Raw genomic sequence first — 24,736 nt, 5'->3', positions numbered from 1 at the left:
GGCGCAAAATCTACGTCACAGGCATTAGGCCTAAGGAGCGGTACGGCATCCAGCCTCCCCCTTCTCAACTTCACTTCCCACAATACAAGGAGCGGTTTCAACCGCGAATGTCGCTCCCCCCAAGAATCACCGCCAAGGTGATTTCTTCAGCAGCATCAGCGCCTGGGGCGCGTCCGTCGGTACGTGCCAGTCGTCGGTGCAGAGGTCTTCCGCCAGCCGCTCGCGGGTCGTGTCGTCCCCGGACAACCGTTTCCAAATCGCGCGGGTGGATTCATACCATTTCTTGCCGAGGGTGTCGCCGAAGGCATAGGATCGGCTTTCCTTGCTCTGACAGCGAATGCCCTCATAGCTGACGTTTTCCGCCCCGGAGGGGCTGACCACGCGCAGCACGAAACGTACCACCCCATCCTGGCCGATGCTCAGGGTCTTGCTATCGACAAAGAATTGATAGTTTGTCTTGAGCGGCACGAAAAAACCCACCCAATCCGGCTTATCCGGGTAGGACGGCACGGTGACGTCGCCTTCCTTCCATGGGCCGAGATCTTCGAAAGCGTATTGCTGATTGTTGATTGGCTTGTATCCCGCCTTGGAAGGGTTGGCCAGCGTGGTCTGCGCCAGCAACCCGCACGCCAGCGCGGTGACAAAAAGCTTGAGATGCATGCGTTCTCCGTTAACGAAGGGCGGGCTGCGAAGGGCCCGGCCGCAGGGTATAGCGCCGTCGGCCGATCTCCTTGCCCGCCAGGCCAAAACTGCGTTCCGACATGGCAATGTCGCCACGGCTGCTGACGATCAGAAGGGTGGAGGCGCGTGTGCCGTAATCGCGTCCGGCGACAAAGATGGAGGATAGTACCCGTTCGAGCGCCGATCCGATACCGGTATTCGGCAAGTACCCAGGCGCGGCCTGAGTATTGTCTTCCAGCCAGCCGAAGGCTTCATCTTCGCGCGGCGCGGCGCGTAGTCCGCGCAGGTGGTCGGCCAGCCGCTCGGTCTTGAACCAGCGGGTGTCGAGCGTGGCATTCGATAGGGTGTGCAGGCCGGGGGTGACACGGCTGAGTTGGTCGCTGCGGCTATGGTAGTGATACAGATCGTCGGTGCTGCCGAACAGCAGATTGAACGGAGCATAATGCTCGCGCGCGCTAGCGATCCTGTTGGCGTAGTCCAGTGCCGGTTCGTCGCCCAGCACGAACTGGCTGACCAGCTCGCCACGCGAGCGTTCGCCCGAGCCGGCGTAGCCTTCGCGGATATGCGTGACGGCGGCGAAACGCCCGCTGTTGCGAATGGCAAGCCAACTGCCGCCCGCCTGCAGATCCCGGCCACCCAGCACATCCGGGCGATCCGGCCAGAAGTCCAGCGGCTCTGTGGGCCGGGTGTACTGTTCGTCCCGGTTGCCCAACAACACCAACTGTCCCAAGCCCGGCATTTTGTAGGCGAAGGCGAGAACACACATGAGTTAGTCACCACAACTAAAGTTGGGAGTCATACGCACTCAGCGTACACTATTAGATCCTGCTCAAGATGATCGGCAGGCGCTAATGTTTACATTGTATCGTGAATGAACCTGGAATACCCAAGATGCACATAGATCGATCGTTGGACTTGTCCGGCCTGAATTGCCCGCTCCCCATCCTGCGGGCAAAAAAGGCGCTGGCCGATATGCAAAGCGGCACCGTACTGGAAGTGATCGCCACCGACCCCGGCGCGCCGGCGGACTTTGCCGCCTTTTGTCGTCAGACCGGCAATGCCCTGCTCGAATCGGCCGCCACCGAGGATGGCAAGTTCAAGCTGGTTCTACAACGCAAGTAACGCTTCCAGGAAAGCCGCATGGATACCTTGACTCTGACTCGTCCCGACGACTGGCATTTGCATGTGCGCGATGGCGCGGTATTGGCCGACGTGTTGCGCGACACCTGCCGCCAGATGGGGCGCGCCATCATCATGCCGAACCTCAAACCGCCGGTGACCACGGTCGACGCCGCTCGACAATATCGCGAGCGTATCCTGGCCGCCTGTCCGGCGGGCAGTCGCTTCGAACCGCTGATGACACTGTATCTGACCGATGCCACGACGCCGGCAGAAATCCGCCGTGCGCACGATGCCGACTTCGTGCATGGGGTCAAGCTCTATCCGGCCGGTGCGACCACCAACGCCGACTCGGGGGTGACGGCGATCGATCGCGTGATGACGGTGCTGGAGGCCATGGCCGAGTGCGGACTGCCGCTCTTGGTACATGGTGAGGTCACCGACCCGAGCATCGACGTGTTCGACCGAGAAGCGGTGTTCATCGAACGCGTTTTGAGCCCGTTGTTGCAGCGTCTGCCCGAACTGCGCGTGGTATTCGAGCACATCACCACGCGCGAGGCGGCCGAATTCGTGGCCGAAGGGGGCGACAATCTGGCCGCCACCCTGACGGCCCACCATCTGCTGATGAACCGCAATGCGCTGTTCGTCGGCGGGATCCGCCCGCATCACTATTGCCTGCCGGTCCTCAAACGCGAGGTTCATCGTCAGGCGCTGCTGCGGGCGGCCACCTCCGGGTCGAAGAAGTTCTTTCTCGGTACCGACAGCGCGCCGCATGCACGGGGCGCCAAGGAGAGTGCTTGTGGTTGCGCCGGCATGTATACCGCCAACGCAGCCATCGAACTCTATGCCGAAGCATTCGACAGTGTGAACGCTCTGGACAGGCTGGAAGCCTTCGCCAGTTTCAACGGCCCGGATTTCTATCGCTTGCCGCGTAATACCGACCAGATCACGCTGGAACGGAAACCGCAGATCGTCCCGACCTCGCTGGCTTTCGGCAGTGAGCAATTGGTGCCGCTCTCGGCCGGCGAGACGATTCCTTGGACTTTGGTGCAAACCCTTACGCACCGCACACGATAGGTGAACAGATGCGCAGACATCGAAAAGCCAAAATTGTCGCCACGCTAGGCCCGGCGAGTTCTTCCCGCGACACGATCCTGGCGCTGGCCCGCGCCGGCGCCGATGTTTTCCGGCTGAATTTCAGCCACGGCACCCACGAGCAACACGCCGAACGCATGGCGGTCATCCGCAGTGTCGAAGCAGAGCTGGAACGCCCCATCGGCGTATTGCTCGATCTGCAGGGACCCAAGCTGCGCATCGCGACCTTCGCCAGCGGTAGTGTGCATCTGGTCGCGGGCCAGGCCTTCCGCCTCGATCAGTCGCTTGAACCTGGCAGTGCCGAGCGTGTCGGAATGCCGCACCCGGAAATTTTCGCCGCGCTCAAGCCGGGCAGCGAACTGCTGCTCGACGACGGCCGGGTCAAACTCGAAGTGGTGCGCTGCTCCCCGCAAGATGCCGAAACCGTGGTCCGGACCGCCGGCGATCTGTCTGATCGCAAGGGTGTGAATGTACCAGGCGTGGTACTACCGTTGTCGCCGTTGACCACCAAAGATCGGCAGGATTTGGCTTTCGGCATGACGCTCGGCGTCGATTGGGTGGCGCTGTCCTTCGTGCAGCGCCCGGAAGATATCGTCGAATTGAAAACGCTGGTTGCCGGCCGTGCGCTGGTGATGGCCAAGTTGGAGAAGCCGGCAGCGATCGAGCGCCTGGAGGCTATCGTCGATGCAGCCGATGGCATCATGGTGGCGCGCGGCGACCTCGGGGTGGAGATGCCGCCCGAGTTGGTGCCGCCGACGCAGCGCCGCATCCTGCGCGTATGCCGCGCCAAGGGTACGCCGGTGATCGTGGCGACGCAGATGCTGGATTCGATGGTGCACGCACCGGTGCCGACGCGTGCGGAAGCTTCCGACGTGGCGACCGCCGTCTATGACGGTGCCGATGCGGTGATGCTGTCGGCCGAATCGGCTTCGGGCGAGTACCCGGTCGAGGCGGTGTCGATGATGGATCGGATCATTGCCCAGGTTGAACGCGATCCCTTGCATCAGGCGATGCTGGACGCATCGCACAGCGACCCGCGCGGCACGGCGCCGGATGCCATTGGCGCCGCCTTGCGTCAGATCGCCCACACCTTGTCCTTGCCGGTAATGGTCACCTATAGCACCTCGGGGCATACCGCCTTGCGCGTGGCGCGCGAACGGCCGGAAGCGCCGGTACTGTGCGTGACGCCGCGTGCCACCACGGCGCGCCAGTTGGCGCTGGTGTGGGGGGTGCATGCCGTCGTGACCAAGGATGCCGAATCGGTGGACGAAATGACCGAAGCGGCCTGCCGCTTGGCCAAGTCGCATGGCTTCGCCGAGCCGGGGCAGATGCTGGCGATCGCCGCCGGTTTGCCCTTCGGCACGCCTGGCGCGACCAATCTGTTGCGTATCGCCACAGTCGGAGAGTAAAACTTGCCGGGAAGGTTCGACCTGCCGTCGTCGGTTATGTGAAATCCGATTCGGCGGGTCGCAAACAGCCCAGTAGGCATCGCGCCTACTGGGCTGTTTTTGTTGGTCGAATCTGGCGCTCGTCTTTTGTCGGACTGTAAGTCAATCCGATTGATGGATGCTAGGGCAGGAAAAAGGGCGCTGAGGCATAAAATATTAAGTTATTGGTTATAACAATAAATTTTTTGTCACTTGCATAAGCGGGTTTGGCGGTCGTTTCGACTGTGTTTACCGCCGGGTTTTTGCCGCGATGCGCGATCTTTTATGGGAATGAGTCGCGTTTTCGCCGAATATTGCGAAAGGCAAGGAAAGTGGTGGCATTTCATGCTCATGGGGTACGGGGATGGCACGGACATGTTGCATGTCGGGGAAATTGTCTCCGATTGCGTTTTTTTAAAATCTCCTGCCGTTCAATACTTGATGTCATAAAAAATGCAAGAGCATAATAGGCTCCATCCGCACGATTCAAAAAATCGATCGGGAAAACCTAAAAAGCTGCCGATCGGCAGCACTCAAGAAATACAGGAGAATAGACGAAATGAAACAGCAGAACGTGCTGAGTGTGATTGCGGCTTCTGTCGCTCTGGCACTGGCCGTACCTGGCGCCGCGCTGGCCGCCAAGGTACCCGCCGGTGTGAAACTGGCCGCCACTCAGGAATTGGTGCGCTCCAACGGTTCCGAGCCGGAATCGCTCGACCCGATGGTGGTCGAGGGCGTACCGGCCAATATCATCACCCATGACCTGTTCGAAGGCCTGACCTCCACCGACAACGAAGGCAAGCTGCATCCCGGCGTTGCCGAGTCGTGGAAGCAGACCAGCCCGACCACCTGGGTGTTCCACTTGCGCAAGAACGCCAAGTGGTCCGATGGCAGCAGCATCACTGCTGACGATTTCGTCTATGGTATCCGCCGCCTGGTCGATCCGAAGCTGGCCGCGCCCTATGCCGGCACTTTCGGCATTTTCTTCGCCAATGGCCAAGACATCGTCGACGGCAAGAAGCCGTTGACCGCCATGGGCGTCAAGGCACTCGATAAGAGCACCTTGGAAGTCACCACCGCCTTCCCGGTGTCCTACCTGCCCGAACTGATGTCCAACGCCCAGCTCGGCCCGGCGCCGAAGGCGGTGATCGACAAGTACGGCAAAGACTGGACCAAGCCCGGCAAGATGGTCAGCAACGGCCCGTTCGTCTTGAAAGAGTGGCAAGTCAACAGCAAGGTCGTGATCGCCAAGAACGCGCAGTACTGGGACGCCAAGAACGTGCAGTTGACCAAGGTCAGCTTCTTGCCGATCGAAGATCAGACGGCCGACGTTAAGCTGTATCAGTCGGGCCAAACCGACATGACCTACGAAATCCCGCCGGGCACTTTCGCCAAGCTCAAGTCCGACATGCCGAAGGATCTCAAGACCTCGACCATTCTCGGTTTGCGCTACTACAGCCTGAACAACAAGCTGCCGATGTTCAAGGACGTGCGCGTGCGCAAGGCGCTGTCGATGGTCATCGACCGCGACTTGATGGCGCAGAAGATCACCGCCGACGGTCAACTGCCGTCCTATAGCGTGATCGTCAAGGGTGTGAACGGCGCCAAGCCGACCACCTACGACTGGGCGACCTGGCCGATGGCCAAGCGCGTGGCCGAGGCCAAGAAACTGTTGGCCGCCGCAGGCGTGAAGCCGGGCACCACCCTCAATCTGTCCTACAACACCAGCGATTACCACAAGAAGATGGCGATCTTCGTCGCTTCCGAGTGGAAGACCAAACTGGGCCTGAACACTTCGATGGATAACTCCGAATTCAAGGTGTTCCTGAAGAAGCGTCACGACGGCGATTACCAAGTCGCCCGTAACGGCTGGTTGGCCGACTACAACGATGCCACCTCCTTCCTGGCCCTGGTTCAGTGCGGCAATACCCAGAACGACAACTTCAACTGCAACAAGAAGGCAGAGGATTTGATCGAGCAGGGCAATATGTCCACCGACCCGGTCAAGCGCACGCAACTGCTGACCCAGGCGACCAAGATGATCATGGATGACTATCCGTTGATCCCGGTGCTGCAGTACACGCTGCCGCGTCTGGTGAAGCCGTATGTCGGCGGCTACTCGCTGAAGAACCCGGTTGACCGTTATCGCAGCAAGGAACTCTACATCATCCAGCACTAAGCTGATTCGCAGGGGGCGTGAGTCCCATGTTAATGAGGCCGGTTGTTCCGCGAGGGGCAACCGGCCGATGATTGTCGAGTCTTCGTCTTATGCGTTTTGCATGGGCGGGCGTACGCCTGTCCGATAAGCGCGAGATGAACAGGAGTTCTAGCGATGTGGTCTTATACTCTGCGCCGCGTGTTGGTGACCATTCCAACCGTATGGGCCGTGACGACGGTCTGTTATCTGCTGTTGCACATTACCCCGGGCGGGCCGTTCGACGGCGAACGTAAGGTTTCTGCGGCCGTGCTGGCCAACCTGCAGGCCAAATATCATCTTGATATGCCTCTGTGGCAACAATACCTGTATTACATGAAGAGCCTATTGCAAGGCGATTTGGGCGCTTCGTTCCGTTATGCCGACTGGAGCGTCAACGAACTGGTCGCCCACGCGCTGCCGGTGTCGCTGACTATCGGTGGCAGTTCGCTCATCATCTCGCTGGTGCTGGGCGTCGTGCTGGGCATCGTCGCCGCCTTGCGGCAGAACAGCCCCATCGATTATCTGGTCATGCTGATCAGCAATATGGGTAGTGCCTTTCCCTCTTTCATTATCGGCCCGGTGCTGGTGCTAGTGTTTTCGATCCTGTTGAAGTGGCTGCCGTCCGGCGGCTGGGACGATTTCGCCGTCAGCTACATGGTGTTGCCGGTGGCGCTGCTGACCTTCATCAATGTGTCGACCATCGGTCGCGTCATGCGCGGCAGCCTGATCGAAATCATGAACAGCAATTTCATCCGCACCGCTCGCGCCAAGGGCTTGCCGATGCGTACCATCGTGTTCCGCCATGCGCTCAAGCCCGCGCTGATGCCGGTGGTGACCCTGCTGGCGCCGCTGGCGATCTCCTCGATCACCTCCGCTGTCGTGACAGAATCGATTTTCTCTCTGCCCGGCTTGGGCAAGCTGATCGTCAACGGTGCAGCCAACCGCGATTACACGCTGGTATTGGGGCTGGTGGTGTTGGTGACCTTTATGACCGTGCTGTTCAACCTCCTCGTCGACTTGGCCTATGCCTTGCTCGACCCGAAAATCCGTTATTGAGGAGGCAGAGATGTTTAAAAAGAAACAGGCGGCTGCCGCCGCCACGCTGGAAAATGTCCTGAACCAACCCGTCGTGCAGGGGCGCAGTCCGTGGCGCGACGCGCGTATCCGTTTCATGCGCAATAAGGCCGCCGTGGTCAGCCTGGTGATTTTGGTCTTGATCACCCTGGCCTGTGTCTTCGGCCCGATGTTGCTGCCGCACACTTACGACAGCACCGACTGGGATGCCATCAGCCTGGCGCCCACCCTGCAGAATTGGCACTGGTTCGGTACCGACGATCTCGGCCGAGACCTGCTGGTTCGCACCTTGATCGGCGGGCGTATCTCGCTGATGGTCGGGGCCTTGGCCACCATCGCCGCCGTGATCATCGGCGTGATCTGGGGCGCGACCGCCGGCTTCATGGGCGGCAAGATCGACAACCTGATGATGCGTATGGTGGACATGATGTACGCCGTGCCTTATCTGCTGATCGCCATTCTGATGGTGACCTTGCTCGGTCGCGAGTTCTACCTGGTGGTACTGACCATCACCATCCTAAGCTGGATGGATATGTCGCGCGTGGTGCGCGGGCAGACCTTGTCGATTCGCTCCAAGGAGTACATCGAAGCAGCGCATGCCATCGGTGTGTCGACGCCGACCATCATCCGGCGTCACATCGTCCCCAATCTGCTGGGCATTGTGGTGATCTACACTACCGTGACCGTGCCGGGCGTGATCTTGACCGAGTCTGTGTTGTCCTTCCTCGGGTTGGGCGTCCAGGAGCCGATGACCAGTTGGGGCGTATTGATCGGCGACGGTACCAAGACCATGGAATCGCAACCGTGGATGATGCTGTTTCCGGCAGCCTTGCTGTCGTTGACCCTGTACTGCACCAACTACATCGGCGACGGGCTGCGCGATGCCCTCGATCCGAAAGACCGATGACCACCCCGCGGGATAGATGAGATAAGCCATGAGTATTTTGAACGTCAGTAACCTCGGGGTGCAGTTTCGGACCAACGACGGCATGGTCAATGCCGTCAACGGCCTCACCTTCGAGCTGAACCAGGGGCAGACCCTGGGCATCGTCGGCGAATCGGGCTCCGGCAAGAGCCAGAGCGTGCTGGCCATGATGGGTCTGTTGGCCAAGAACGGCACCGCCAGCGGCGAGGCGCTGTTTCACGGCCAGAACCTGTTGACCATGAGCCCGCGCGAACTCAACCGCATCCGCGGCGATCGCATCTCGATGATCTTCCAGGATCCGATGACCTCGCTCAATCCCTATCTGACGGTCGAACGCCAGATGACCGAGGTGTTGGAGCTGCACAAGGGCATGAGCCGTCGCACGGCCAAGAAACGCGCCATCGAACTGCTGGATGCGGTGCGTATCCCCGAGGCAGCGCGCCGCGTCAACATGTATCCGCACGAGTTCTCCGGCGGGATGCGCCAGCGCGTCATGATCGCCATGGCGTTGTTGTGCGAACCGGAAGTACTGGTGGCCGACGAGCCGACCACCGCACTGGACGTCACTGTGCAGGCGCAGATCCTCAGCTTGTTGAAGGATCTGCAGCGCGACTTCGGCACCGCCATCATCATGATCACCCATGACCTGGGCGTAGTGGCCGGCCTGTGCGATAAGGTGATGGTGATGTACGGCGGCCGCGTGATGGAACATGCCGACGCCGACCACATCTTCTACCGTCCGACCCATCCGTACACCATCGGCCTATTGGGCGCCTTGCCGCATCTCGAAGCCAATGACGACGAATTGACCAGCATCCCCGGCAATCCTCCGAACCTGGCGCACATGCCCAAGGGGTGCCCGTTCGCCGAGCGTTGCACGCATGCCCGCGCCGGTTGCGCCGACACCATTCCGCCGCTGGTGGCAATCGATGGCGGCGCGCTGCGCGCATGCCACATTCCCGTCGCCGAACTGACCGTAGACAACAAGGAGGCTGCCCATGTCTGAAGCTCAACAGCCGATCCTGTCGGTGCGCAATGTCAAAGTCCACTTTCAGGTCGCCCATGGCGACTCCGCCTGGCCCTGGGCTGCGAAAAAGACGCTCAAGGCGGTCGATGGCGTGTCGTTCGACCTGTATCCCGGCGAGACGCTCGGTGTGGTCGGCGAGTCCGGTTGCGGCAAGTCGACGCTGTCGCGCGCCATCCTCAATTTGATTCCGGCCACCGATGGCGAAATCGTTTGGATGGGGAAGGACTTGCGCAAGGGAGACGCCCGCGACTGGCATCGCGTGCGGCGCGATATCCAGATGATCTTCCAAGATCCGCTGGCCTCGCTGAATCCGCGTATGACCGTGGCGCAGATTATCGCCGAACCGCTACGCACCCATCGCCCGGAATTGGGTGACACCGAAGTTATGGCGCGCGTGCGAAAGATGATGAAGCGTGTCGGCTTGACCGAGCAGCAGATCAATCGCTACCCGCACGAGTTCTCCGGCGGCCAGTGCCAGCGCATCGGCATTGCCCGTGCGTTGATTCTCGAACCGAAACTGATCATTTGCGATGAGCCGGTATCGGCGCTCGACGTGTCGATCCAGGCGCAGATCATCAACCTGCTGAAGGAATTGCAGCGCGAGATGGGGCTGTCGCTGATTTTCATCGCCCACGACCTAGCGGTGGTCAAGCACATCTCGGATCGCATTCTGGTGATGTATCTGGGGCGCGAGATGGAGTTGGCGGGCAAGCACGCGCTCTACGACAATCCGACCCACCCGTACACCCAGGCGCTGTTGTCGGCGATCCCGTTCCCCGATCCGGAGCGCGAGCGCCACAAGACCATCCAGCTGCTCGCCGGCGATTTGCCCTCGCCGATCAACCCGCCTTCCGGTTGCGTATTCCGCACCCGCTGCCCGCAAGCCCAAGAGCGCTGCGCCAAGGAGCCGACCAAGCTGCATCGCGTCGATGACAAGACGCAGTGTTCGTGCCTGCTGGTGTGATGCCGCCTAAGCCGCCCCCCCGGGCGGCTTTTTCGTTAGGGTGAACAAATGGCAGGTAAATAAAATATTTTCATATTAAATGATGTCGATAATAAAATGGCGGGCTGTCGATAACCCTTTGCTTGGAAATACAAATGAAAAAAACAATGTTGTTCAGTGTCGCGGCGTTGCTGCTGGCGCAGCAGAGCCAAGCTGCCGGTGTCCTGTTGGAAACCCCGGTGCAATACACCGCGGATGCGGGGGTGGTGGATTCGGTCAAGGCCTCGTGCAAGATCGAGGAGATGCTGGCCAAGGATGTCGGTGCGGCGCTGGTTGACGATAACGACAAAAACGGCACCATCGATGCCAACGCGGATCACAGCGGCAAAACCGTGCTGCGTATGCGCATTTCCTTTGTGATGGGCGTAGGTGGCGGCGGTTGGAGCGGCCCCAAGGCGATCACGGTCAAACCGCAGTTGTTCGAGGATGGCAAGCTGGTGCGCGAGGGTAAGCTGACGCGCTGGTCGACCGGCGGTCCATTGGCCGCTTTCAAGGGCACCTGTTCGATTTTGCAACGTTGCACCAAGCAGATTGCGGAGGATATGGTCGAATGGGTCAAGGATCCGAGCTACGAGCTGGATACCGAGGAGCCGGCCAAGGACGCTGCCGCTTCCGCCGCCAAATAAACCATGTGTCTTACGGCGATAGTGCGGATTGCCGCGCTATCGCCGGCTCTTGGCCAGCGCCTTCAACGCTTGCGCTGCCGCGACCAGGCCGAAGCTGGCGGTGACGGTCATGCTGGCGCCGAAGCCCGCGCAGGACAATCCCTGCGGCGCGCCGGCCGTGGCCGTGTCGCAGGCCGTTTGCGGGTAGATCAATTGCTCGGTCGAGTAGACGCAGGGTACGCGCATGCGGCCTTCGCGCGCGAATCCATGCTGGCGACGCAGGTTATAGCGTAGTTTCGACAGCAGCGGATCGTAGCGCGCTTCGGCCAAGTCGTCGCACTTGATCTGTGTCGGATCCATCTGGCCGCCGGCACCGCCGCTGACGATGAACGGTTGGCGTTTCTTTACGCACCAGTCAGCGATGGCGGTTTTTACCCTGAGTTCGTCGATACAGTCGATGACAAAGTCGTAGCCGCGGTCGAGTAGGCTGTCTAGATTGTCGAGCGTGACGAAGTCTTCGATTTCGGTGACTTGGCAGGCCGGGTTGATGGCCAGAATTCGCTGATGTAGCGCGGTGACCTTGGCCATGCCGAAATTCGGATCGAGCGCCGGCAACTGGCGGTTGACGTTGGACTCGGCCACGTTATCGAGATCGATCAGCGTCAGCTTGCCGACGGCGCTGCGCGCCAACGCTTCCACCGCCCAGGAGCCGACCCCGCCTACCCCGATCACGCAAACATGCGCAGCGGCGAAACGCGTCAGCGCGTCGGCGCCGTACAAGCGGCCGATGCCGCCGAAACGGCGTTCAAGATTGGCAGATGATTGGTCCATGTCTTTGAATGCCCTAGGGTTCCTATGCAAGGCGGCCAAGCATACTGCAAAGGGTGGGCGCTGGCCACTCCTTGCCCGGGTGGCGCGCATACAACGCGCGTTCGGGTTTTTCTTGGGCGCAAGAAAAAGTGCTGGTGCGTTCTTCGCCCCCTCGCTATCGTACAGTTAGAGTCTTGCGCGCTTTACGGTCGGATCCCGATGGTTTTCGCCGTTGTGTCGTCGAGGTTTCCGTGGGTGCGCTGCAAGGCTTTTCGTCGTTTCTGCAAGGGAGAGTCCCATGAAGCAGTCGCCGAGATTCGATATCGACCTCGACAAGCATTACAACGCCACCGTGGTGATTGCCTGCGATACATGCGGGCATGAAAGCCGGGTCGACCTAAAGGTTCTGTCGCCCGATGTCCCCGTCCGATGCAAGTGCGGCACGCAGATCGGCATGACGCCGCACGCTATCCTCAAAGCGCAGGAACGCGTGAGCCAAATCAAGCAAGCTTATGGTGTCTGACGGCGTAAGCGCCGCGATGAACTAGCCGGTCAGTCCGGCACGGGTCGGATGTGATGTCTGACAGCAACGGCGACTTCGGTCGCCGTTGCGCCATTTTAGATATTCGAAGGGAAATACGATGCAGTGGATCGATGTGCGCAGCGATACCGTCACCCAGCCGACCCCGGCGATGCGCGAGGTGATGCAATACGCGCCGGTCGGCGACGATGTTTACGGCGACGACCCGACCGTGCAGGCGCTCGAGGCGCAGGCGGCGGATAAATTGGGGATGGAAGCGGCGTTGTTCGTGCCGACCGGCACCATGGGCAATCAGTTGGCGATCTTTACCCATTGCCTGCGCGGCGACGAAGTGATCGCTGCCGACGATTGCCATATCGTCTGGCATGAGGCTGGCGCGGCCGCGGTGATCGCCGGCGTGCAGCTACGCACCGTGGACAGTCGCGACGGCATGATGCCGACTGCCGAAGTGGCTCGCCGCATTCGGGTGGGGGACGATATCCACTGCCCGAAGACCGGGCTGATCTGCCTGGAGAATGCCCATTCGGGCGGCCGCGTATTGCCGCTGGCATACATGCGCGAGATCCGCGCCATTGCCCACGAGCATGGCGTGCCGATCCACCTCGACGGCGCACGGGTGTTCAATGCCGCGGTCAGTCTGGGCGCCGACGTGCGCGAGATCGCCGCGTTGGCCGATAGTGTGATGTTCTGTCTGTCCAAGGGCTTGGCCGCACCGGTCGGTTCGATCTTGGCCGGCCGCGCCGACTTCATCGCGGAGGCACGTCGTAAGCGCAAGTTGCTGGGGGGCGGTATGCGCCAGGTTGGCGTATTGGCGGCGCCCGGACTGATCGCGCTGAACGACATGAGCCAGCGGCTGGACGAAGATCATGCCAACGCGCGCTATCTGGCCGAGCAATTGGCTAGGCTACCCGGGGTCGAGGTCGATTTGGCCGCGGTGGAGATCAACCTGGTGTGGTTCTCGCTGCCCGCTTCGTTGCCGGTCGCGCCGCTGATGGCGGCGCTCGAGGCGGCGGGGGTCAAGGCCAACCCACCCGAGGCCGGCCGCATGCGCATGGTGACGCACTGGCAGGTCGGTCGCGGCGAAATCGACCGTATCGTCGCCGCCATGCGGTCGGGGCTTTAGCGGCGGCTTTGTGCTACCCTCGCCCTCTTTCACGATCGACCGACGACACCATGACCGAACACGCCGACCCTTACCTTTGGCTGGAACCGATCGACGGCGCGAAAGCCGTTGACTGGGTCGAGGCGCAGAACGCCCAGACGCGCTCGGTGCTCGATGCCGACCCGCGCTTCGAGCCGCTGGCGGAGGAGATTCTGCAGTCGCTACGCGACACTCGGCAGATTCCGTATTTCAACCAACATGGCGACTGGTTGTACAACTTTCACCAAAGCGCCGAGCACCCGCGCGGCGTGTATCGTCGTGCCACGCTGGCGGCCTATCGGGCTGGCGCGAGCGATTGGCAGGTGGTGTTGGATATCGACCGGTTGGCGGAGTCCGAAGGGCAAGACTGGTACCTGGAGGGCGTTTCGCATTACACGCTGGCCCCAAGCCGCTGTTTGCTGACGCTGTGCCAGGGCGGCAGCGATGCCGCGGTGACGCGGGAATACGACCTGGAGGCGGCCGATTTTGTCGAGGGCGGCTTCAGCCTTCCCTTCGGCAAGAACCATGTCGCTTGGCGCGATCCGGACAGTCTGTTCGTCTGCCCTGCGTGGGATGAGGCGCAGTGCACCAGGGCCGGCTATCCGCGCGAAGTGTGGATACTGTCGCGCGGCGCGGACTGGTCGCAGGCGCGGCGGCTGTTTGCCGCATCGCAAGACGCCATGATGGTGACCGCCTGGCGGTTTTTGGCCTGTGACGGCGGCTATCTGGATATGATCGAGTCGTCCGATAGCTTCTATCGCAAGACCTACCATGTGGTCGACGCCGATTTGACGACCCGGGCCTTGCCGCTGCCGGCCGAGGCCGAGGTGTTGGCCTGGCTGCATGGCGACTTGGTGGTCAAGTTGGCGCAGGATTGGCAGCGCGACGAACAGTTGCTGCCGGCCGGCGCGCTCGTGACCTATACGTTGGCGAGCGATCGGGTTGCCGTGTTGGTCGCGCCGGGCGAACGCGCCTCGGTCGACTCGGTGGAGTGCAGTCGAGGCTTCATCCTGGTCAACCTGCTGGAAAATGTACGCAGCCGACTGCTGGCTTTCGGACGCGAGGAGGGGGGCTGGCGCGAGTGGCCATTGCAGGCCCAGGCGGATGGTGTGATCGAGTTTGTCGACCAGCCCTGGGAGAGCGACAGCCTCTACTACAGCTATAGCGATTTCTTGACGCCGACTGGCCTGTATCGGCTCGAATTGCCGCACGGCGAGCCGGAATGCCTGCGTTCGCAGCCTGCCGCATTCGACGCAGATCGTTTCGTTGCCGAGCAGTGGGCCGCCTGCGCGCCGGACGGCACGGCGATTCCCTACTTCATCGTGCGTCCGCGCGATCTGCCGTTCGATGGCCGGGCACCGACCCTGCTTTATGGTTATGGCGGTTTCGAAGTGGCGATGCTGCCGTATTACATGGATAACTTCGGTCCGCATTGGCTGGAAAAGGGCGGGGTATTCGTGGTGGCCAATATCCGCGGCGGCGGCGAGTTCGGTCCGGCTTGGCATCAGGCGGCGCAAGGCGTGCGTCGCGCAGTGAGTTTCGAGGACTTCATCGCGGTCGCCGAAGATCTGATCGCGCGCGGCGTGACCGATTCGCGGCATCTGGCCATCGAGGGCGGCAGTAACGGCGGCTTGTTGGTCGGCGCGGCCATGGTGCGGCGGCCGGAACTGTTCCAGGCGGTGGTATGCGAAGTCCCGCTGCTCGATATGCTGCGCTACACCCGGCTACTAGCCGGTGCGAGCTGGATCGACGAATACGGCGATCCGGACGACGCCGACCAGCGGCCGCATTTGCAGGCCTATTCGCCTTATCATCAACTGCGGCCCGGCGTGACCTATCCGCAGGCGTTGTTCACCACCAGCCGGCGCGACGACCGGGTGCATCCGGCGCACGCCCGCAAGATGGTGGCGCGACTCAACGAACTGGGACAGCCGCCGTTGTTCTACGAAACCGATAGCGGCGGCCATAGCGGCAATGCCGGGCAGGTGCAGACGGCCACCGATCTGGCGCGGGTGCTGGTGTATTTGTATCAGCGGCTGTTTGATTGAGCGCTGTTCGCGGCCGCTCCTACGAAAAATAGTGTAGGAGCGGCGTCAGCCGCGATGACTCCCCCTACGCTAATCCTCTATACGCGCTTCGAGTTCGACCAGCCGCGTCTTGAGCGCCTCGACTTGAGCTTCCAGTGCGGCGACGCGCCCGGCTAAGCCGACGTCGATTTCACGGCATTCTTCCACCATCTGCAGAGGCTCGCCGCCGAGCAGGTGCATCCAGCGCGCTTCGCGCGCGCCGGGCTGGCGTGCCAGCCTGACCGTCATCGGCGGGTATTTGTCGGCTAGCGCGTTCAACGCGGTATCCACTTCCTCGATGCTAGAAAAACTGTAGATACGGCCGCTACGCGCTCGGATCTCGGCTGCGGTCTGCGCGCCGCGCAGCATCAAGAGCGCCAGTACCGTCAGGCGTGCGCCATCGATATTCCATTCGTAGTTGAGTCGGTGCTCGTATTTGGCGACCCGGCTGCCGGCCGGTGTGCGTTCCGCCACCAGCTTCTGCGCCAGCAGTCGATCCAGGGCGGCGAGGATATCGTGTTCGGCCAACTGCATGACCGGTTCGCGGCTGGTGAGCTGGTTGCAGGCACCGAGCAGGGCGTTGAGCGTTAGCGGGTAGGCATCTGGCGTGAGCGCTTGTTTTTCTACCAGCGCCCCGAGCACACGCACTTCTTCTGGACTGAGTTGATATCCATCCATGGGCCGTCTCGTCTCTCGCTTAAAAATGCGATTCTAACATCCGGCAGCGGCATTGCAGTTGACAGCTTTCGCGCGCGCCGCCACGCTGTCGGCTTTGTCAGAGCCTCATCGAAACCGACCATGATCCGTGCCGACCTCCTGCTCGTCGAATTGGGCCTTGCCCCATCCCGCACCAATGCCCAGCATCTGATCGATAGCGGGCGCGTCAGCGTGGAAATCGGCGGCAAGCGCGTACCCATGACTAAGCCTGGGCAGAAATTCGCCGACGGTTTTAGCGCGTTTTACATTACCCCCGATCCGGCCGATCGCTTCGTGTCGCGCGGTGGTCTGAAGATGGTCGGCGCGCTGGCCGAAACGGGGCTATCGGTGGCGGGCATGTCTGTGTTGGATGTCGGGCAGTCGACCGGCGGCTTCACCGATTGCGTGCTGCAGTCTGGTGCGGAAAGCGTTGTCGGCGTCGACGTCGGTCACGACCAATTGGCGGCTAGGTTGCGCGGTGACGCGCGGGTGCGTTACTTCGAGGGCGTCAATGCGCGTGCGCTGGATCGCTCTGCGCTGTTGGCGGCCAACCGGGATCGGCCGTTCGATCTGATCGTTTGCGATGTGTCGTTCATTTCCCTGACCCTGGTTTTGCCTTCGGCTTTGGCGCTACTCGCCGAGGGTGGCTATTTGCTGTCGCTGGTCAAACCCCAGTTCGAGGTGGGTCGGGAGGGGATCGGTCGGGGGGGGATCGTCCGCGATGCTCGACTGTACGACGGCGTCCGCCGCAAGATCGGCGATGCGGTGACGGCCGAGGGCTTGCAAGTGCTCAAGTGGTTCGATAGCCCGATCACCGGCGGCGACGGCAATCGCGAATTCTTCATCTTCGCCCGCAAAGGCCGCTGACCCTGCTCCGGTGCCTAAGCCACCAACGGCGTGTCGGCAACGGTTTCGCTCCCCGGGCTACGTACGATCATCAGTGGGCAGGGGGCCGTCCGGATCACATTTTCGATGAAACTTCCCATGAGCTTGTGCATGATGCCGGTGCGACTGTGCGTGGCCAGCACCAGTAGGTCGGCATCCACCGCGATCGCAAAGCGCACCAGTACCGAAGCCATATCGCGCTTGCCATGCCAGCTTTCCCCTAGATGCGCCAGCGGCTCGATGCCGTGTTGTTCGACCACTCGCCGGCGGGCTTGTTGCAACAGTGTTCGGCCACGTTGCAGTACTTGCTCGTGCAGCGTCTGCGTCGAGACCAATTCGCTATCCGCCCGTGCCAAATCCTGCAGATTGACGATGTGTACCACGGTCAAACGCGCGCCGATCATTTTGGCCAACTGGCCTGCGGCAAGCAGTGCCTTGTCGGTGTGCTGGTCGACATCAACGGCGACGATGATGTGCTGATACATGTAAGCGCCTATCTATTGTCATCTTGTCGCAGCGCCAAGAAAAATGCCCACCCGGGGAGGGTGGGCAGAAATGGCTGCGGGGGGCCAATGAGCCCTGTAACCAGGAGACTCACTAGCTGTTTTATGCAACTTACCGGGGCTTTGCCAAAAGAAAAGTGGCCTTTAAGTGGTAGTACTTAGGAATTGAGAATGATTCCCAGCCTTTGTTCACAGCTTGTTCACAGCTTGTGCACAGGCTGGGGATTTGTTGGCCATCTGTAGTGTGGCGTGCGCCTTAACCCCGTACCTGTCCGTCGCCGAGCACCACCCATTTTTGGCTGGTCAGGCCGACTAATCCAACCGGGCCGCGAGCGTGGATCTTATCGGTGGAAATGCCGATTTCCGCACCCAGGCCGTATTCGAATCCGTCGGCGAAACGCGTGCTGGCATTGACCATGACACTGGATGAGTCGACCTCGCGCAGAAAGCGGCGCGCTCGGCTGTAATCCTCGGTGACGATGGCATCGGTGTGATGGCTGCCGTAGTGGTTGATGTGGTCGATCGCCTGATCGAGGTCGTCGAGCACCTTGATCGCCAGGATCGGCGCCAGATACTCGGTGAACCAGTCTTCCTCGGTCGCGGCGGCGACTTGCGCCCCCAAGAGCGCGCGGGTGCGCTCGCAGCCGCGCAGCGCCACCCCTTTTTCGCCGTAGGCTGTCGCCAGGCGCGGCAGGATCTCGGCCGCCACCGCCTGGTGCACCAGCAGCGTTTCCATGGTGTTGCAGGTGCCGTAGCGCTGGGTCTTGGCATTGATGGCAATCGCCAGCGCCTGTTCGAGATTGGCACGCTCGTCGATGAATACGTGGCAGTTGCCGTCCAGATGCTTGATGACCGGTACGCGCGCATCCGCGCTGATCCGCGCGATCAGTCCCTTCCCCCCGCGCGGCACCAGCACGTCGACATACTCCGATAGGGTGATCAGTTCGCCGACCGCCGCGCGGTCGGTGGTTTCGATGACTTGTACCGCCGTATCCGGCAGACCGGCGACCCGTAGCCCTTCATGTACGCAGGCGGCGATGGCCTGGTTGCTATGGAAGGCTTCCGAACCGCCGCGCAGGATGGCGGCGTTGCCGGCTTTCAGGCACAGCGCCGCCGCGTCTGCGGTGACGTTGGGCCGAGCTTCGTAAATGATGCCGATCACGCCGAGCGGCACCCGCATCTTGCCGAGTTGAATACCGGAGGGACGATAGGAAAAATCGCTCATCTCGCCCACCGGATCGGGGAGCGCCGCAACTTGGCGCAGGCCCTCGGCCATGGCGGTGATGCCGGCATCCGACAGCGTCAGGCGGTCGAGTAAGGCCGCCTCCAGGCCGGCGCTGCGCGCCGCGTCCAGATCTTTGCCGTTGGCGGCGGTCAATAACGCGCGATCGCGTTCGACCGCCTCGGCCATGGCCAGCAAGGCCCGGTTCTTGCGGCCACTATCGGCGCGCGCCAGTTCGCGGCTGGCGGCGCGTGCCGCACGACCGACCTGTTGCATATAGCGTTTGATGTCCATTATTTTGTCCCGTTCTGATGCAATCGAGCGTAACCGACATGATGCGGAGCGGCAAGTGGCTCGCCGACTGGCTGACGACGTTGCTTGCGCACAAAAAATCGGCGGTTGCCGTAAAAAAACCTAACATTTCAATAGAACGTCCTGCAGCGGGATGCAAACCAAGGAGATCTAATTCAGATGGACGCACGCAAAATGATTCAATCCGCAGCACTGGGGCTGTTGGCCGTGGGCCTGACCGGCGTCGCGACAGCGGCCGAAAAAGTGCAATGTTACGGTGTCGCCAAAGCCGGCAAGAACGATTGCGCCAGCCAGTACAGCAAGCACTCTTGCGCCGGTCAGTCCAAGGTCGATAACGATCCGAACGATTTCAAACTGGTACCGGCCGGAACCTGCCAGGCAATGGGCGGCAAGCTCCAACCCGCTGCGAAGCACTAACCGGTGCCTCGTTATATGCCGGTTGTTCCCCGCGATTGCGCGTTGCCGGTACAGGCCGGTATCGGATTGCGTGCCGCCCACCTGGACGAGGTATGCGCCGATTGGCCGCGTCTTGCTTGGGTGGAAGTGCATAGCGAGAACTATTTCATGGCGGGCGGCCCCGCGTTGGCGGCGCTTGAGTCGGTGCGTCAGCACTATCCGGTCAGCCTGCATGGCGTCGGTATGTCGCTCGGCGGCGCGGATGCGCTCGATCCCGACCACTTGCGTCGGCTCAAGCGGCTGGTCGTACGCATCGAACCGGCTGCGGTGTCCGAACATTTGTGTTGGTCGGCCATCGGTGGCCGTTGCCTGAACGACCTGCTGCCCCTGCCGTATACCCGCGAAGCGCTTCAGCGGGTCTGCCAGCATATCGATCAGGTTCAGCAGGCGCTTGGACGGCGCATCTTGCTGGAGAACATTGCCAGTTATTTGCGGTTTTTGCCGGAAGATCTACTTGAGTGGGACTTCGTCGCCGAAGTCGCGCGTCGCACCGGCTGTCTGTTGTTGCTGGACATCAATAATGTGTACGTCAGCGCGGTCAATCACGGGTTTTCGGCGCAGTCGTTTCTCGACGCCATGCCGGCCGATGCGGTGGCCGAGATCCACTTGGCCGGTCACGAGGAAGTGGGTGGCCTCTTGATCGATACCCATTCCCGGCCAGTCGCGCAACCGGTGTGGGCATTGTTTTACGATGCCGTGCGACGTTTTGGGCCACGGCCGACGTTGATCGAATGGGATCGGGATTTGCCGACGCTCGCTGTGTTGCAAAACGAGGCCGCACAGGCCCAGGGCTATCTGGATGCTTACCGGGAGCGTCACGATGTACTCCCTGCGTGAGTTGCAGACGGCCTTTGCCGACGCGGTGTTTCAACACGACGAAGGGCCGCTGCTCGCCTGTTGCGCCGGCGATCCTGCGCGCGCCGCGCAGGCGTTGCAGGTGTACCGGGAGGGTGTGCTGACCAGCCTGACGGGTGCGCTGACGCTCGGTTTTCCGCTGGTGGGTCGCATCGTCGGCGACGATTTTCTGCGTGCGGTGGCGCGGCGTTATGCCTTGACGCGGCCGAGCCGCAGCGGCGACCTGAACCGCTACGGCGGCGACTTTGCCGATTTTCTCGCCGATTTCGCCCCGTTGGCCGAGTTGCCCTATCTGGCCGATGTCGCCAGGCTGGAATGGGCCATCCAGCAGGTCGGTGCGGCGGCCGATGCCGCGGCCCCCGATCTGTCGCGCTTGGCGGCAACGGCCGCGGACGACTGGGGCGAATTGTGTTTCGAACTGATACCGGCACATGCCGTGTTGGTGTCGGTGTGGCCGCTGTACGACATCTGGCGGGTCAATCAGCCGACCCACCATGGCTCGTGCCAAGTGGATTTCTCGTTGGCGCAGAGCGTGCTGGTGAGCCGCCGTCCGGACGCCGGTGTCGTCGTGACGGCGTTGGAAACGGCCGAGGCGGCGTTCGTACGCGCGCTGGATGCTGGTTGCAGCCTGTACCAGGCGCTGAGCGTCGTGCCGGACACGGCGAGCTTCGATTTGCAGTCGTCGTTATCGCGTCTGATCGGCTTAGGCCTGATCGGGCGGGTTCACTGTTAGGATTTGTTTCGTTTTATAACCCATTAGGCTATCGGTATTTCTCGATATTATTTATGGGAATAAAAATCGGGCGGTATAGTCAGCTATCGAATTGATTTCCTTTTCCAAATCCGTCGGATCATGAGCCTTCTCAATCGCCAATACAGTATGCTGCCGGGCTTTCGCTTGGCCTTCGGTGTCAGTCTGTTCTGGCTCGGCCTGATCGTGCTGCTGCCCTTCGCCGCGCTGATTGTGTCGACCGCCGGCATGGGCTGGGGCGCGTTCGCGCATACCCTGGCCGACGGGCGCGTGTTGGCGTCGATCCGGCTGTCTTTCGCAACGTCGCTATGCGCCGCCCTGATCAATAGCGCCTTTGGCCTGTTGGTGGCCTGGGTGCTGGTGCGCTATTCGTTTCCCGGTCGGCGGCTGTTCGACGCGATGATCGATCTACCCTTCGCCCTGCCCACCGCGGTGGCCGGCATTGCCCTGACGGGCCTGTACGCGCCGTCCGGGCTGATCGGGCAGTGGCTCGAACCGCTCGGCCTCAAAGTGGCGTTCACGCCCTTGGGCATCGTGGTGGCGCTGACTTTCATCGGTCTGCCTTTCGTGGTGCGTACCGTGGAGCCGGTGTTGCAGGGGCTGGAAAAGGAATGGGAGGAGGCCGCCAGCTGCCTGGGCGCATCGCGTTGGCAAATCGCTCGCCGGGTGTTGCTACCGACTTTGCTGCCTTCGCTCTTGACCGGTGCGGCGCTGGCTTTCGCCCGTGGTGCCGGCGAGTACGGTTCGGTGATTTTCATCGCCGGCAATATTCCACGCGTGTCGGAGATCGCGCCGCTGATCATCGTCGCCAAACTCGATCAATACGATTTACATGGCGCGACGGCAGTGGCCGTGGTGATGCTGGCCATTTCCTTTGTCTGTCTATTGCTGATCAATGCGCTGCAGTGGCGCGTGGCCCGCCGCCACGGCGTCGGTCGATAAGGAGGCGCGGATGGTCGAACGCCAGTTGTCGAATCGTGAAGGCCGCGCAACGCGCGGATTGTTGATTTTGCTCGCCATTCTGTTTTTGGCGTTGTTCCTGCTCTTGCCGCTATACGTGGTTTTCCAACAGGCGCTGAGCCAGGGGCTCGGCCTATACCTGGCGGCGCTGGCCGATAGCGATGCGCGCGACGCTATTCGCCTAACGCTGTTGGCCACGTCGGTGGCGTTGCCGTTGAACTTGGTGTTCGGTGTCTGTGCGGCCTGGTGTATCGCCCGTTTCGAATTTAGAGGCAAAAGTCTGCTGAGCACCTTGATCGATCTGCCGTTCTCGGTCTCGCCGGTAGTGGCAGGTTTGATGTACGTGCTGCTGTTCGGGGTGCATTCGCCGCTGGGCGGATGGTTGGAGGCGCATGGTTTGAAGGTGGTGTTTTCGACTGCCGGCATCGTGCTGGCCTCGGTGTTCGTGACGTTCCCATTCGTCGCGCGCGAACTGATTCCTCTGATGCAGTCGCAGGGTTCGGAGGAAGAGCAGGCCGCATTGGTGTTGGGCGCTTCGGGCTGGCAGACCTTCTGGCGCGTGACCGTCCCCAACATCAAGTGGGGGCTGTTGTATGGCGTGATCTTGACCAATGCGCGCGCCATGGGCGAGTTCGGCGCGGTCAGCGTCGTGTCGGGCCATATTCGCGGAGAGACCATCACCCTGCCGTTGCATATCGAAATTCTCTACAACGAGTACAACTTCGTCGGCGCCTTTGCCTGTGCATCGCTGCTGACATTGCTAGCCTTGTTGACCTTGCTGGCCAAGACGCTGGTCGAGTGGCGCCAGCATCGCGCCACGGTCCGTGCCGGCGAACAGACGCTTGATTTGCGCGCCCGCGCCTTGACCCATCTGAATCGGGAATCCGCATGAGTATCGAAGTCCGTCAATTGAGTAAGCGGTTCGGCGATTTTGTCGCGCTGGATCGGGTCGATTTGAGCGTCGATCACGGCGAGCTGCTGGCGCTGCTTGGGCCTAGCGGCTGCGGCAAGACGACCTTGTTGCGCATGATCGCCGGCCTGGATCGACCCGACGCGGGTCAGGTGCTGTTTTCCGGCGAAGATGCCACCGCACGTCATGTCAGCGAGCGCCAAGTCGGTTTCGTGTTTCAACACTATGCGCTATTTCGCCACATGACCGTGTTCGACAACGTGGCGTTCGGTTTGTCGGTCAAGCCGCGCGCCACGCGGCCGGGCAAGGCGGAGATTCGCGAACGGGTGATGAGTCTGCTCAAGCTGGTGCAGCTCGACTGGTTGGCCAACGCTTATCCGGCTCAACTGTCCGGCGGTCAGCGCCAACGTGTCGCACTGGCCAGGTCGCTCGCGGTCGAGCCGAAGGTTTTGCTGTTGGACGAACCTTTCGGCGCATTGGACGCCAAGGTGCGCAAGGATCTGCGCCGCTGGCTGCGCGATCTGCACGACCAGATTCACTTGACCAGCGTGTTCGTCACCCATGACCAGGAGGAAGCGCTGGAAGTGTCCGACCGGGTCGTGGTGATGAACCACGGCCGCATCGAGCAGGTGGGCGCGCCGGACGATATTTACGAAAGTCCGGCCTCGCCGTTCGTCACACACTTCCTGGGCGATGTGAATCTGTTCCACGGCCGTGTGGAGTCGGGCCGGCTGACCATCGGACCATTTGCCCATGCGGTCAATGGCGTCGACGACGCCGAGCGCGCCGTCGCTTATGTACGGCCGCACGATCTGGATATTTCTCGGTTGGCGGACGGCGCGCTGGCCGCGGGGCGGGTGGCGCATATTCATGCGGTCGGGCCGCTGGTGCGCCTGGAACTGCAGCGCGATGACGGCGCCGCCATCGAGGTGGCGCTGGCAAAGGAACGCTATCGCGAGCTGGGGATTGCGCCGGGGGATCTGGTGTATGTGAAGCCGCGTAAACTCGCGGTGTTTCCGGATGGGCAGGATTACGTTATTTAGCGGCGGTGATGCGCGATCAGTCGTGCCAGTGCATCGGCGACCAGCGGATTTGTCACCGTGGTGGCCGCCTGTTCGATACCGTCGAGCGCACTTTCGCTGATTTTCAACCGTTTTTCCCGCTTGGCGGGCGGCGTTCGCGGATTGACGCGTACTTTCACCCGTGTCGCCGGGTAGCCGAGCGTCGCCATGCGCGGCAACAATCCCGGTGCGATCATGCGCAGGCGGGCGGCGATCAGGCCGTTATCGGCGAATAGCAGTAGCTCGCCATCCTCGATGCGCACGGCGTGGCAGCAGGCGGCCACGGCTTCCGGCAGCAGTTTGCGGAACTGGCGATCCATCTTCATCAAGGCGCGCGCCTGTTCGGTCAACTGCGCCAGCATGCGGTCCCGGCTGGCGATCTGGTAGGGTGTACGGCTTTTCATCGATTTTCCG

General features: G+C 61.5%; 26 protein-coding genes. 19 read left to right on the top strand and 7 right to left on the bottom strand.

All coding sequences use genetic code 11. The annotated features are described in order from the left end of the window. Positions 1 to 126: 126 nt before the first annotated feature. The gene (locus tag DFP86_RS08200) at positions 127 to 660 is read right to left on the bottom strand and encodes a CNP1-like family protein (RefSeq protein WP_133679989.1); all 534 of its coding nucleotides are present in this window, start codon (positions 658 to 660) and stop codon (positions 127 to 129) included. 10 nt (positions 661 to 670) lie between these two features. After that, complete coding sequence (locus DFP86_RS08195; protein ID WP_133679987.1) at positions 671 to 1,447, bottom strand: NRDE family protein; 777 nt, start codon at positions 1,445 to 1,447, stop codon at positions 671 to 673. Positions 1,448 to 1,572: 125 nt separating this feature from the next. On the opposite strand from DFP86_RS08195, the gene DFP86_RS08190 reads away from it, so the two are divergent. The 9 genes from DFP86_RS08190 to DFP86_RS08150 all read left to right on the top strand — a co-directional run bounded on the left by DFP86_RS08190 (position 1,573) and on the right by DFP86_RS08150 (position 11,174). Continuing rightward, the gene (locus DFP86_RS08190; protein ID WP_133679985.1) at positions 1,573 to 1,803 is read left to right on the top strand and encodes a sulfurtransferase TusA family protein; all 231 of its coding nucleotides are present in this window, start codon (positions 1,573 to 1,575) and stop codon (positions 1,801 to 1,803) included. A gap of 18 nt (positions 1,804 to 1,821) precedes the next feature. Then, positions 1,822 to 2,877 (top strand): dihydroorotase, encoded by a 1,056-nt coding sequence (gene pyrC / locus DFP86_RS08185; RefSeq protein WP_133679983.1) that lies wholly within the window; start codon positions 1,822 to 1,824, stop codon positions 2,875 to 2,877. A gap of 8 nt (positions 2,878 to 2,885) precedes the next feature. After that, entirely contained in the window at positions 2,886 to 4,304 is a 1,419-nt protein-coding gene (pyk, locus tag DFP86_RS08180; RefSeq protein WP_133679981.1) for a pyruvate kinase, read from the top strand. A gap of 577 nt (positions 4,305 to 4,881) precedes the next feature. Continuing rightward, positions 4,882 to 6,501 (top strand): peptide ABC transporter substrate-binding protein, encoded by a 1,620-nt coding sequence (locus DFP86_RS08175; RefSeq protein ID WP_133679979.1) that lies wholly within the window; start codon positions 4,882 to 4,884, stop codon positions 6,499 to 6,501. A gap of 153 nt (positions 6,502 to 6,654) precedes the next feature. Further along, positions 6,655 to 7,575 (top strand): oligopeptide ABC transporter permease OppB, encoded by a 921-nt coding sequence (oppB, locus tag DFP86_RS08170; protein WP_133679977.1) that lies wholly within the window; start codon positions 6,655 to 6,657, stop codon positions 7,573 to 7,575. 10 nt (positions 7,576 to 7,585) lie between these two features. Then, positions 7,586 to 8,500 carry an ABC transporter permease subunit gene (locus DFP86_RS08165; protein WP_133679975.1) on the top strand — a complete coding sequence of 305 codons (915 nt, stop codon included), beginning with the start codon at positions 7,586 to 7,588 and terminating at the stop codon, positions 8,498 to 8,500. 28 nt (positions 8,501 to 8,528) lie between these two features. Then, positions 8,529 to 9,524, top strand: a complete 996-nt coding sequence (locus DFP86_RS08160) for an oligopeptide/dipeptide ABC transporter ATP-binding protein (protein ID WP_133679973.1) — start codon at positions 8,529 to 8,531, stop codon at positions 9,522 to 9,524. Further along, a complete protein-coding gene (gene oppF, locus DFP86_RS08155) occupies positions 9,517 to 10,509 on the top strand; it encodes a murein tripeptide/oligopeptide ABC transporter ATP binding protein OppF (RefSeq protein ID WP_133679971.1) in 993 nt (330 codons plus the stop codon). The genes DFP86_RS08160 and oppF overlap by 8 nt, the downstream gene beginning before the upstream one ends. 134 nt (positions 10,510 to 10,643) lie before the next feature. Continuing rightward, positions 10,644 to 11,174 (top strand): hypothetical protein, encoded by a 531-nt coding sequence (locus DFP86_RS08150; RefSeq protein WP_208108262.1) that lies wholly within the window; start codon positions 10,644 to 10,646, stop codon positions 11,172 to 11,174. 36 nt (positions 11,175 to 11,210) lie between these two features. On the opposite strand, the gene DFP86_RS08145 is transcribed toward DFP86_RS08150, so the two are convergent. After that, the gene (locus DFP86_RS08145; RefSeq protein WP_133679969.1) at positions 11,211 to 11,984 is read right to left on the bottom strand and encodes a tRNA threonylcarbamoyladenosine dehydratase; all 774 of its coding nucleotides are present in this window, start codon (positions 11,982 to 11,984) and stop codon (positions 11,211 to 11,213) included. A 277-nt stretch (positions 11,985 to 12,261) separates the two neighbouring features. On the opposite strand from DFP86_RS08145, the gene DFP86_RS08140 reads away from it, so the two are divergent. The 3 genes from DFP86_RS08140 (at position 12,262) to DFP86_RS08130 (ending at position 15,693) form a co-directional block, all read left to right on the top strand. Further along, positions 12,262 to 12,486, top strand: a complete 225-nt coding sequence (locus tag DFP86_RS08140; RefSeq protein WP_133679966.1) for a hypothetical protein — start codon at positions 12,262 to 12,264, stop codon at positions 12,484 to 12,486. Positions 12,487 to 12,604: 118 nt separating this feature from the next. Continuing rightward, entirely contained in the window at positions 12,605 to 13,627 is a 1,023-nt protein-coding gene (ltaE, locus tag DFP86_RS08135) for a low-specificity L-threonine aldolase (protein ID WP_133679964.1), read from the top strand. A 50-nt stretch (positions 13,628 to 13,677) separates the two neighbouring features. Continuing rightward, complete coding sequence (locus DFP86_RS08130; protein ID WP_133679963.1) at positions 13,678 to 15,693, top strand: prolyl oligopeptidase family serine peptidase; 2,016 nt, start codon at positions 13,678 to 13,680, stop codon at positions 15,691 to 15,693. A 69-nt stretch (positions 15,694 to 15,762) separates the two neighbouring features. Here DFP86_RS08130 and DFP86_RS08125 read toward each other — a convergent pair whose 3' ends face one another. Beyond that, positions 15,763 to 16,389 carry a YceH family protein gene (locus tag DFP86_RS08125; RefSeq protein WP_133679961.1) on the bottom strand — a complete coding sequence of 209 codons (627 nt, stop codon included), beginning with the start codon at positions 16,387 to 16,389 and terminating at the stop codon, positions 15,763 to 15,765. Between the two features lie 120 nt (positions 16,390 to 16,509). Here DFP86_RS08125 and DFP86_RS08120 point away from each other — a divergent pair, with 120 nt between their 5' ends. After that, entirely contained in the window at positions 16,510 to 17,274 is a 765-nt protein-coding gene (locus DFP86_RS08120; RefSeq protein ID WP_133679959.1) for a TlyA family RNA methyltransferase, read from the top strand. A 14-nt stretch (positions 17,275 to 17,288) separates the two neighbouring features. Here the strand turns inward: DFP86_RS08120 and DFP86_RS08115 are convergent, their stop codons facing one another. Together DFP86_RS08115 and DFP86_RS08110 are read right to left on the bottom strand one after the other, a co-directional pair. Beyond that, positions 17,289 to 17,777 (bottom strand): universal stress protein, encoded by a 489-nt coding sequence (locus DFP86_RS08115; protein WP_133679956.1) that lies wholly within the window; start codon positions 17,775 to 17,777, stop codon positions 17,289 to 17,291. A 274-nt stretch (positions 17,778 to 18,051) separates the two neighbouring features. Further along, on the bottom strand, positions 18,052 to 19,311 hold the full coding sequence (locus tag DFP86_RS08110) for a glutamate-5-semialdehyde dehydrogenase (protein ID WP_133679954.1): 1,260 nt from the start codon (positions 19,309 to 19,311) through the stop codon (positions 18,052 to 18,054). A 177-nt stretch (positions 19,312 to 19,488) separates the two neighbouring features. On the opposite strand from DFP86_RS08110, the gene DFP86_RS08105 reads away from it, so the two are divergent. The 6 genes from DFP86_RS08105 (at position 19,489) to DFP86_RS08080 (ending at position 24,304) form a co-directional block, all read left to right on the top strand. Next, positions 19,489 to 19,746, top strand: a complete 258-nt coding sequence (locus DFP86_RS08105; protein ID WP_133679953.1) for a BufA1 family periplasmic bufferin-type metallophore — start codon at positions 19,489 to 19,491, stop codon at positions 19,744 to 19,746. 15 nt (positions 19,747 to 19,761) lie between these two features. Beyond that, positions 19,762 to 20,622 carry an MNIO family bufferin maturase gene (bufB, locus tag DFP86_RS08100; protein ID WP_133679951.1) on the top strand — a complete coding sequence of 287 codons (861 nt, stop codon included), beginning with the start codon at positions 19,762 to 19,764 and terminating at the stop codon, positions 20,620 to 20,622. Beyond that, positions 20,606 to 21,373: an HvfC/BufC N-terminal domain-containing protein gene (locus DFP86_RS08095; RefSeq protein ID WP_166642194.1), complete on the top strand. Its 768-nt coding sequence runs from the start codon at positions 20,606 to 20,608 to the stop codon at positions 21,371 to 21,373. The genes bufB and DFP86_RS08095 overlap by 17 nt, the downstream gene beginning before the upstream one ends. A gap of 120 nt (positions 21,374 to 21,493) precedes the next feature. Continuing rightward, positions 21,494 to 22,333 carry a sulfate ABC transporter permease subunit CysT gene (cysT, locus tag DFP86_RS08090; protein WP_133679947.1) on the top strand — a complete coding sequence of 280 codons (840 nt, stop codon included), beginning with the start codon at positions 21,494 to 21,496 and terminating at the stop codon, positions 22,331 to 22,333. Positions 22,334 to 22,343: 10 nt separating this feature from the next. Then, positions 22,344 to 23,243, top strand: coding sequence for a sulfate ABC transporter permease subunit CysW (gene cysW, locus DFP86_RS08085; protein WP_208108261.1), 900 nt, complete (start codon positions 22,344 to 22,346; stop codon positions 23,241 to 23,243). After that, complete coding sequence (locus tag DFP86_RS08080) at positions 23,240 to 24,304, top strand: sulfate/molybdate ABC transporter ATP-binding protein (protein WP_133679944.1); 1,065 nt, start codon at positions 23,240 to 23,242, stop codon at positions 24,302 to 24,304. The genes cysW and DFP86_RS08080 overlap by 4 nt, the downstream gene beginning before the upstream one ends. On the opposite strand, the gene DFP86_RS08075 is transcribed toward DFP86_RS08080, so the two are convergent. Then, positions 24,301 to 24,726 (bottom strand): DciA family protein, encoded by a 426-nt coding sequence (locus DFP86_RS08075; RefSeq protein ID WP_133679942.1) that lies wholly within the window; start codon positions 24,724 to 24,726, stop codon positions 24,301 to 24,303. The two genes, DFP86_RS08080 and DFP86_RS08075, sit on opposite strands and share 4 nt — an antisense overlap. Positions 24,727 to 24,736: the final 10 nt, after the last annotated feature.

This window comes from Paludibacterium purpuratum (assembly GCF_004363805.1).
Lineage (GTDB): Bacteria > Pseudomonadota > Gammaproteobacteria > Burkholderiales > Chromobacteriaceae > Paludibacterium > Paludibacterium purpuratum.
Note: the sequence above shows the minus strand (reverse complement) of the source record. Positions and strands in the feature narration are given on the sequence as shown.

Excerpts from the sequence above, each read along its gene's own strand:
- DFP86_RS08195 (WP_133679987.1), bottom strand. The coding sequence starts at position 1,447 with ATGTGTGTTCTCGCCTTCGCCTACAAAATGCCGGGCTTGGGACAGTTG.
- DFP86_RS08105 (WP_133679953.1), top strand. The coding sequence starts at position 19,489 with ATGGACGCACGCAAAATGATTCAATCCGCAGCACTGGGGCTGTTGGCC.
- oppB (WP_133679977.1), top strand. The coding sequence starts at position 6,655 with ATGTGGTCTTATACTCTGCGCCGCGTGTTGGTGACCATTCCAACCGTA.
- DFP86_RS08165 (WP_133679975.1), top strand. The coding sequence starts at position 7,586 with ATGTTTAAAAAGAAACAGGCGGCTGCCGCCGCCACGCTGGAAAATGTC.
- ltaE (WP_133679964.1), top strand. The coding sequence starts at position 12,605 with ATGCAGTGGATCGATGTGCGCAGCGATACCGTCACCCAGCCGACCCCG.
- DFP86_RS08140 (WP_133679966.1), top strand. The coding sequence starts at position 12,262 with ATGAAGCAGTCGCCGAGATTCGATATCGACCTCGACAAGCATTACAAC.
- DFP86_RS08130 (WP_133679963.1), top strand. The coding sequence starts at position 13,678 with ATGACCGAACACGCCGACCCTTACCTTTGGCTGGAACCGATCGACGGC.
- DFP86_RS08200 (WP_133679989.1), bottom strand. The coding sequence starts at position 660 with ATGCATCTCAAGCTTTTTGTCACCGCGCTGGCGTGCGGGTTGCTGGCG.
- oppF (WP_133679971.1), top strand. The coding sequence starts at position 9,517 with ATGTCTGAAGCTCAACAGCCGATCCTGTCGGTGCGCAATGTCAAAGTC.
- DFP86_RS08075 (WP_133679942.1), bottom strand. The coding sequence starts at position 24,726 with ATGAAAAGCCGTACACCCTACCAGATCGCCAGCCGGGACCGCATGCTG.
- DFP86_RS08110 (WP_133679954.1), bottom strand. The coding sequence starts at position 19,311 with ATGGACATCAAACGCTATATGCAACAGGTCGGTCGTGCGGCACGCGCC.
- DFP86_RS08190 (WP_133679985.1), top strand. The coding sequence starts at position 1,573 with ATGCACATAGATCGATCGTTGGACTTGTCCGGCCTGAATTGCCCGCTC.
- cysT (WP_133679947.1), top strand. The coding sequence starts at position 21,494 with ATGAGCCTTCTCAATCGCCAATACAGTATGCTGCCGGGCTTTCGCTTG.
- DFP86_RS08175 (WP_133679979.1), top strand. The coding sequence starts at position 4,882 with ATGAAACAGCAGAACGTGCTGAGTGTGATTGCGGCTTCTGTCGCTCTG.
- DFP86_RS08160 (WP_133679973.1), top strand. The coding sequence starts at position 8,529 with ATGAGTATTTTGAACGTCAGTAACCTCGGGGTGCAGTTTCGGACCAAC.
- pyrC (WP_133679983.1), top strand. The coding sequence starts at position 1,822 with ATGGATACCTTGACTCTGACTCGTCCCGACGACTGGCATTTGCATGTG.
- DFP86_RS08080 (WP_133679944.1), top strand. The coding sequence starts at position 23,240 with ATGAGTATCGAAGTCCGTCAATTGAGTAAGCGGTTCGGCGATTTTGTC.
- DFP86_RS08145 (WP_133679969.1), bottom strand. The coding sequence starts at position 11,984 with ATGGACCAATCATCTGCCAATCTTGAACGCCGTTTCGGCGGCATCGGC.
- DFP86_RS08115 (WP_133679956.1), bottom strand. The coding sequence starts at position 17,777 with ATGTATCAGCACATCATCGTCGCCGTTGATGTCGACCAGCACACCGAC.
- DFP86_RS08125 (WP_133679961.1), bottom strand. The coding sequence starts at position 16,389 with ATGGATGGATATCAACTCAGTCCAGAAGAAGTGCGTGTGCTCGGGGCG.
- DFP86_RS08095 (WP_166642194.1), top strand. The coding sequence starts at position 20,606 with ATGTACTCCCTGCGTGAGTTGCAGACGGCCTTTGCCGACGCGGTGTTT.
- DFP86_RS08120 (WP_133679959.1), top strand. The coding sequence starts at position 16,510 with ATGATCCGTGCCGACCTCCTGCTCGTCGAATTGGGCCTTGCCCCATCC.
- DFP86_RS08150 (WP_208108262.1), top strand. The coding sequence starts at position 10,644 with ATGAAAAAAACAATGTTGTTCAGTGTCGCGGCGTTGCTGCTGGCGCAG.
- cysW (WP_208108261.1), top strand. The coding sequence starts at position 22,344 with ATGGTCGAACGCCAGTTGTCGAATCGTGAAGGCCGCGCAACGCGCGGA.
- pyk (WP_133679981.1), top strand. The coding sequence starts at position 2,886 with ATGCGCAGACATCGAAAAGCCAAAATTGTCGCCACGCTAGGCCCGGCG.
- bufB (WP_133679951.1), top strand. The coding sequence starts at position 19,762 with ATGCCGGTTGTTCCCCGCGATTGCGCGTTGCCGGTACAGGCCGGTATC.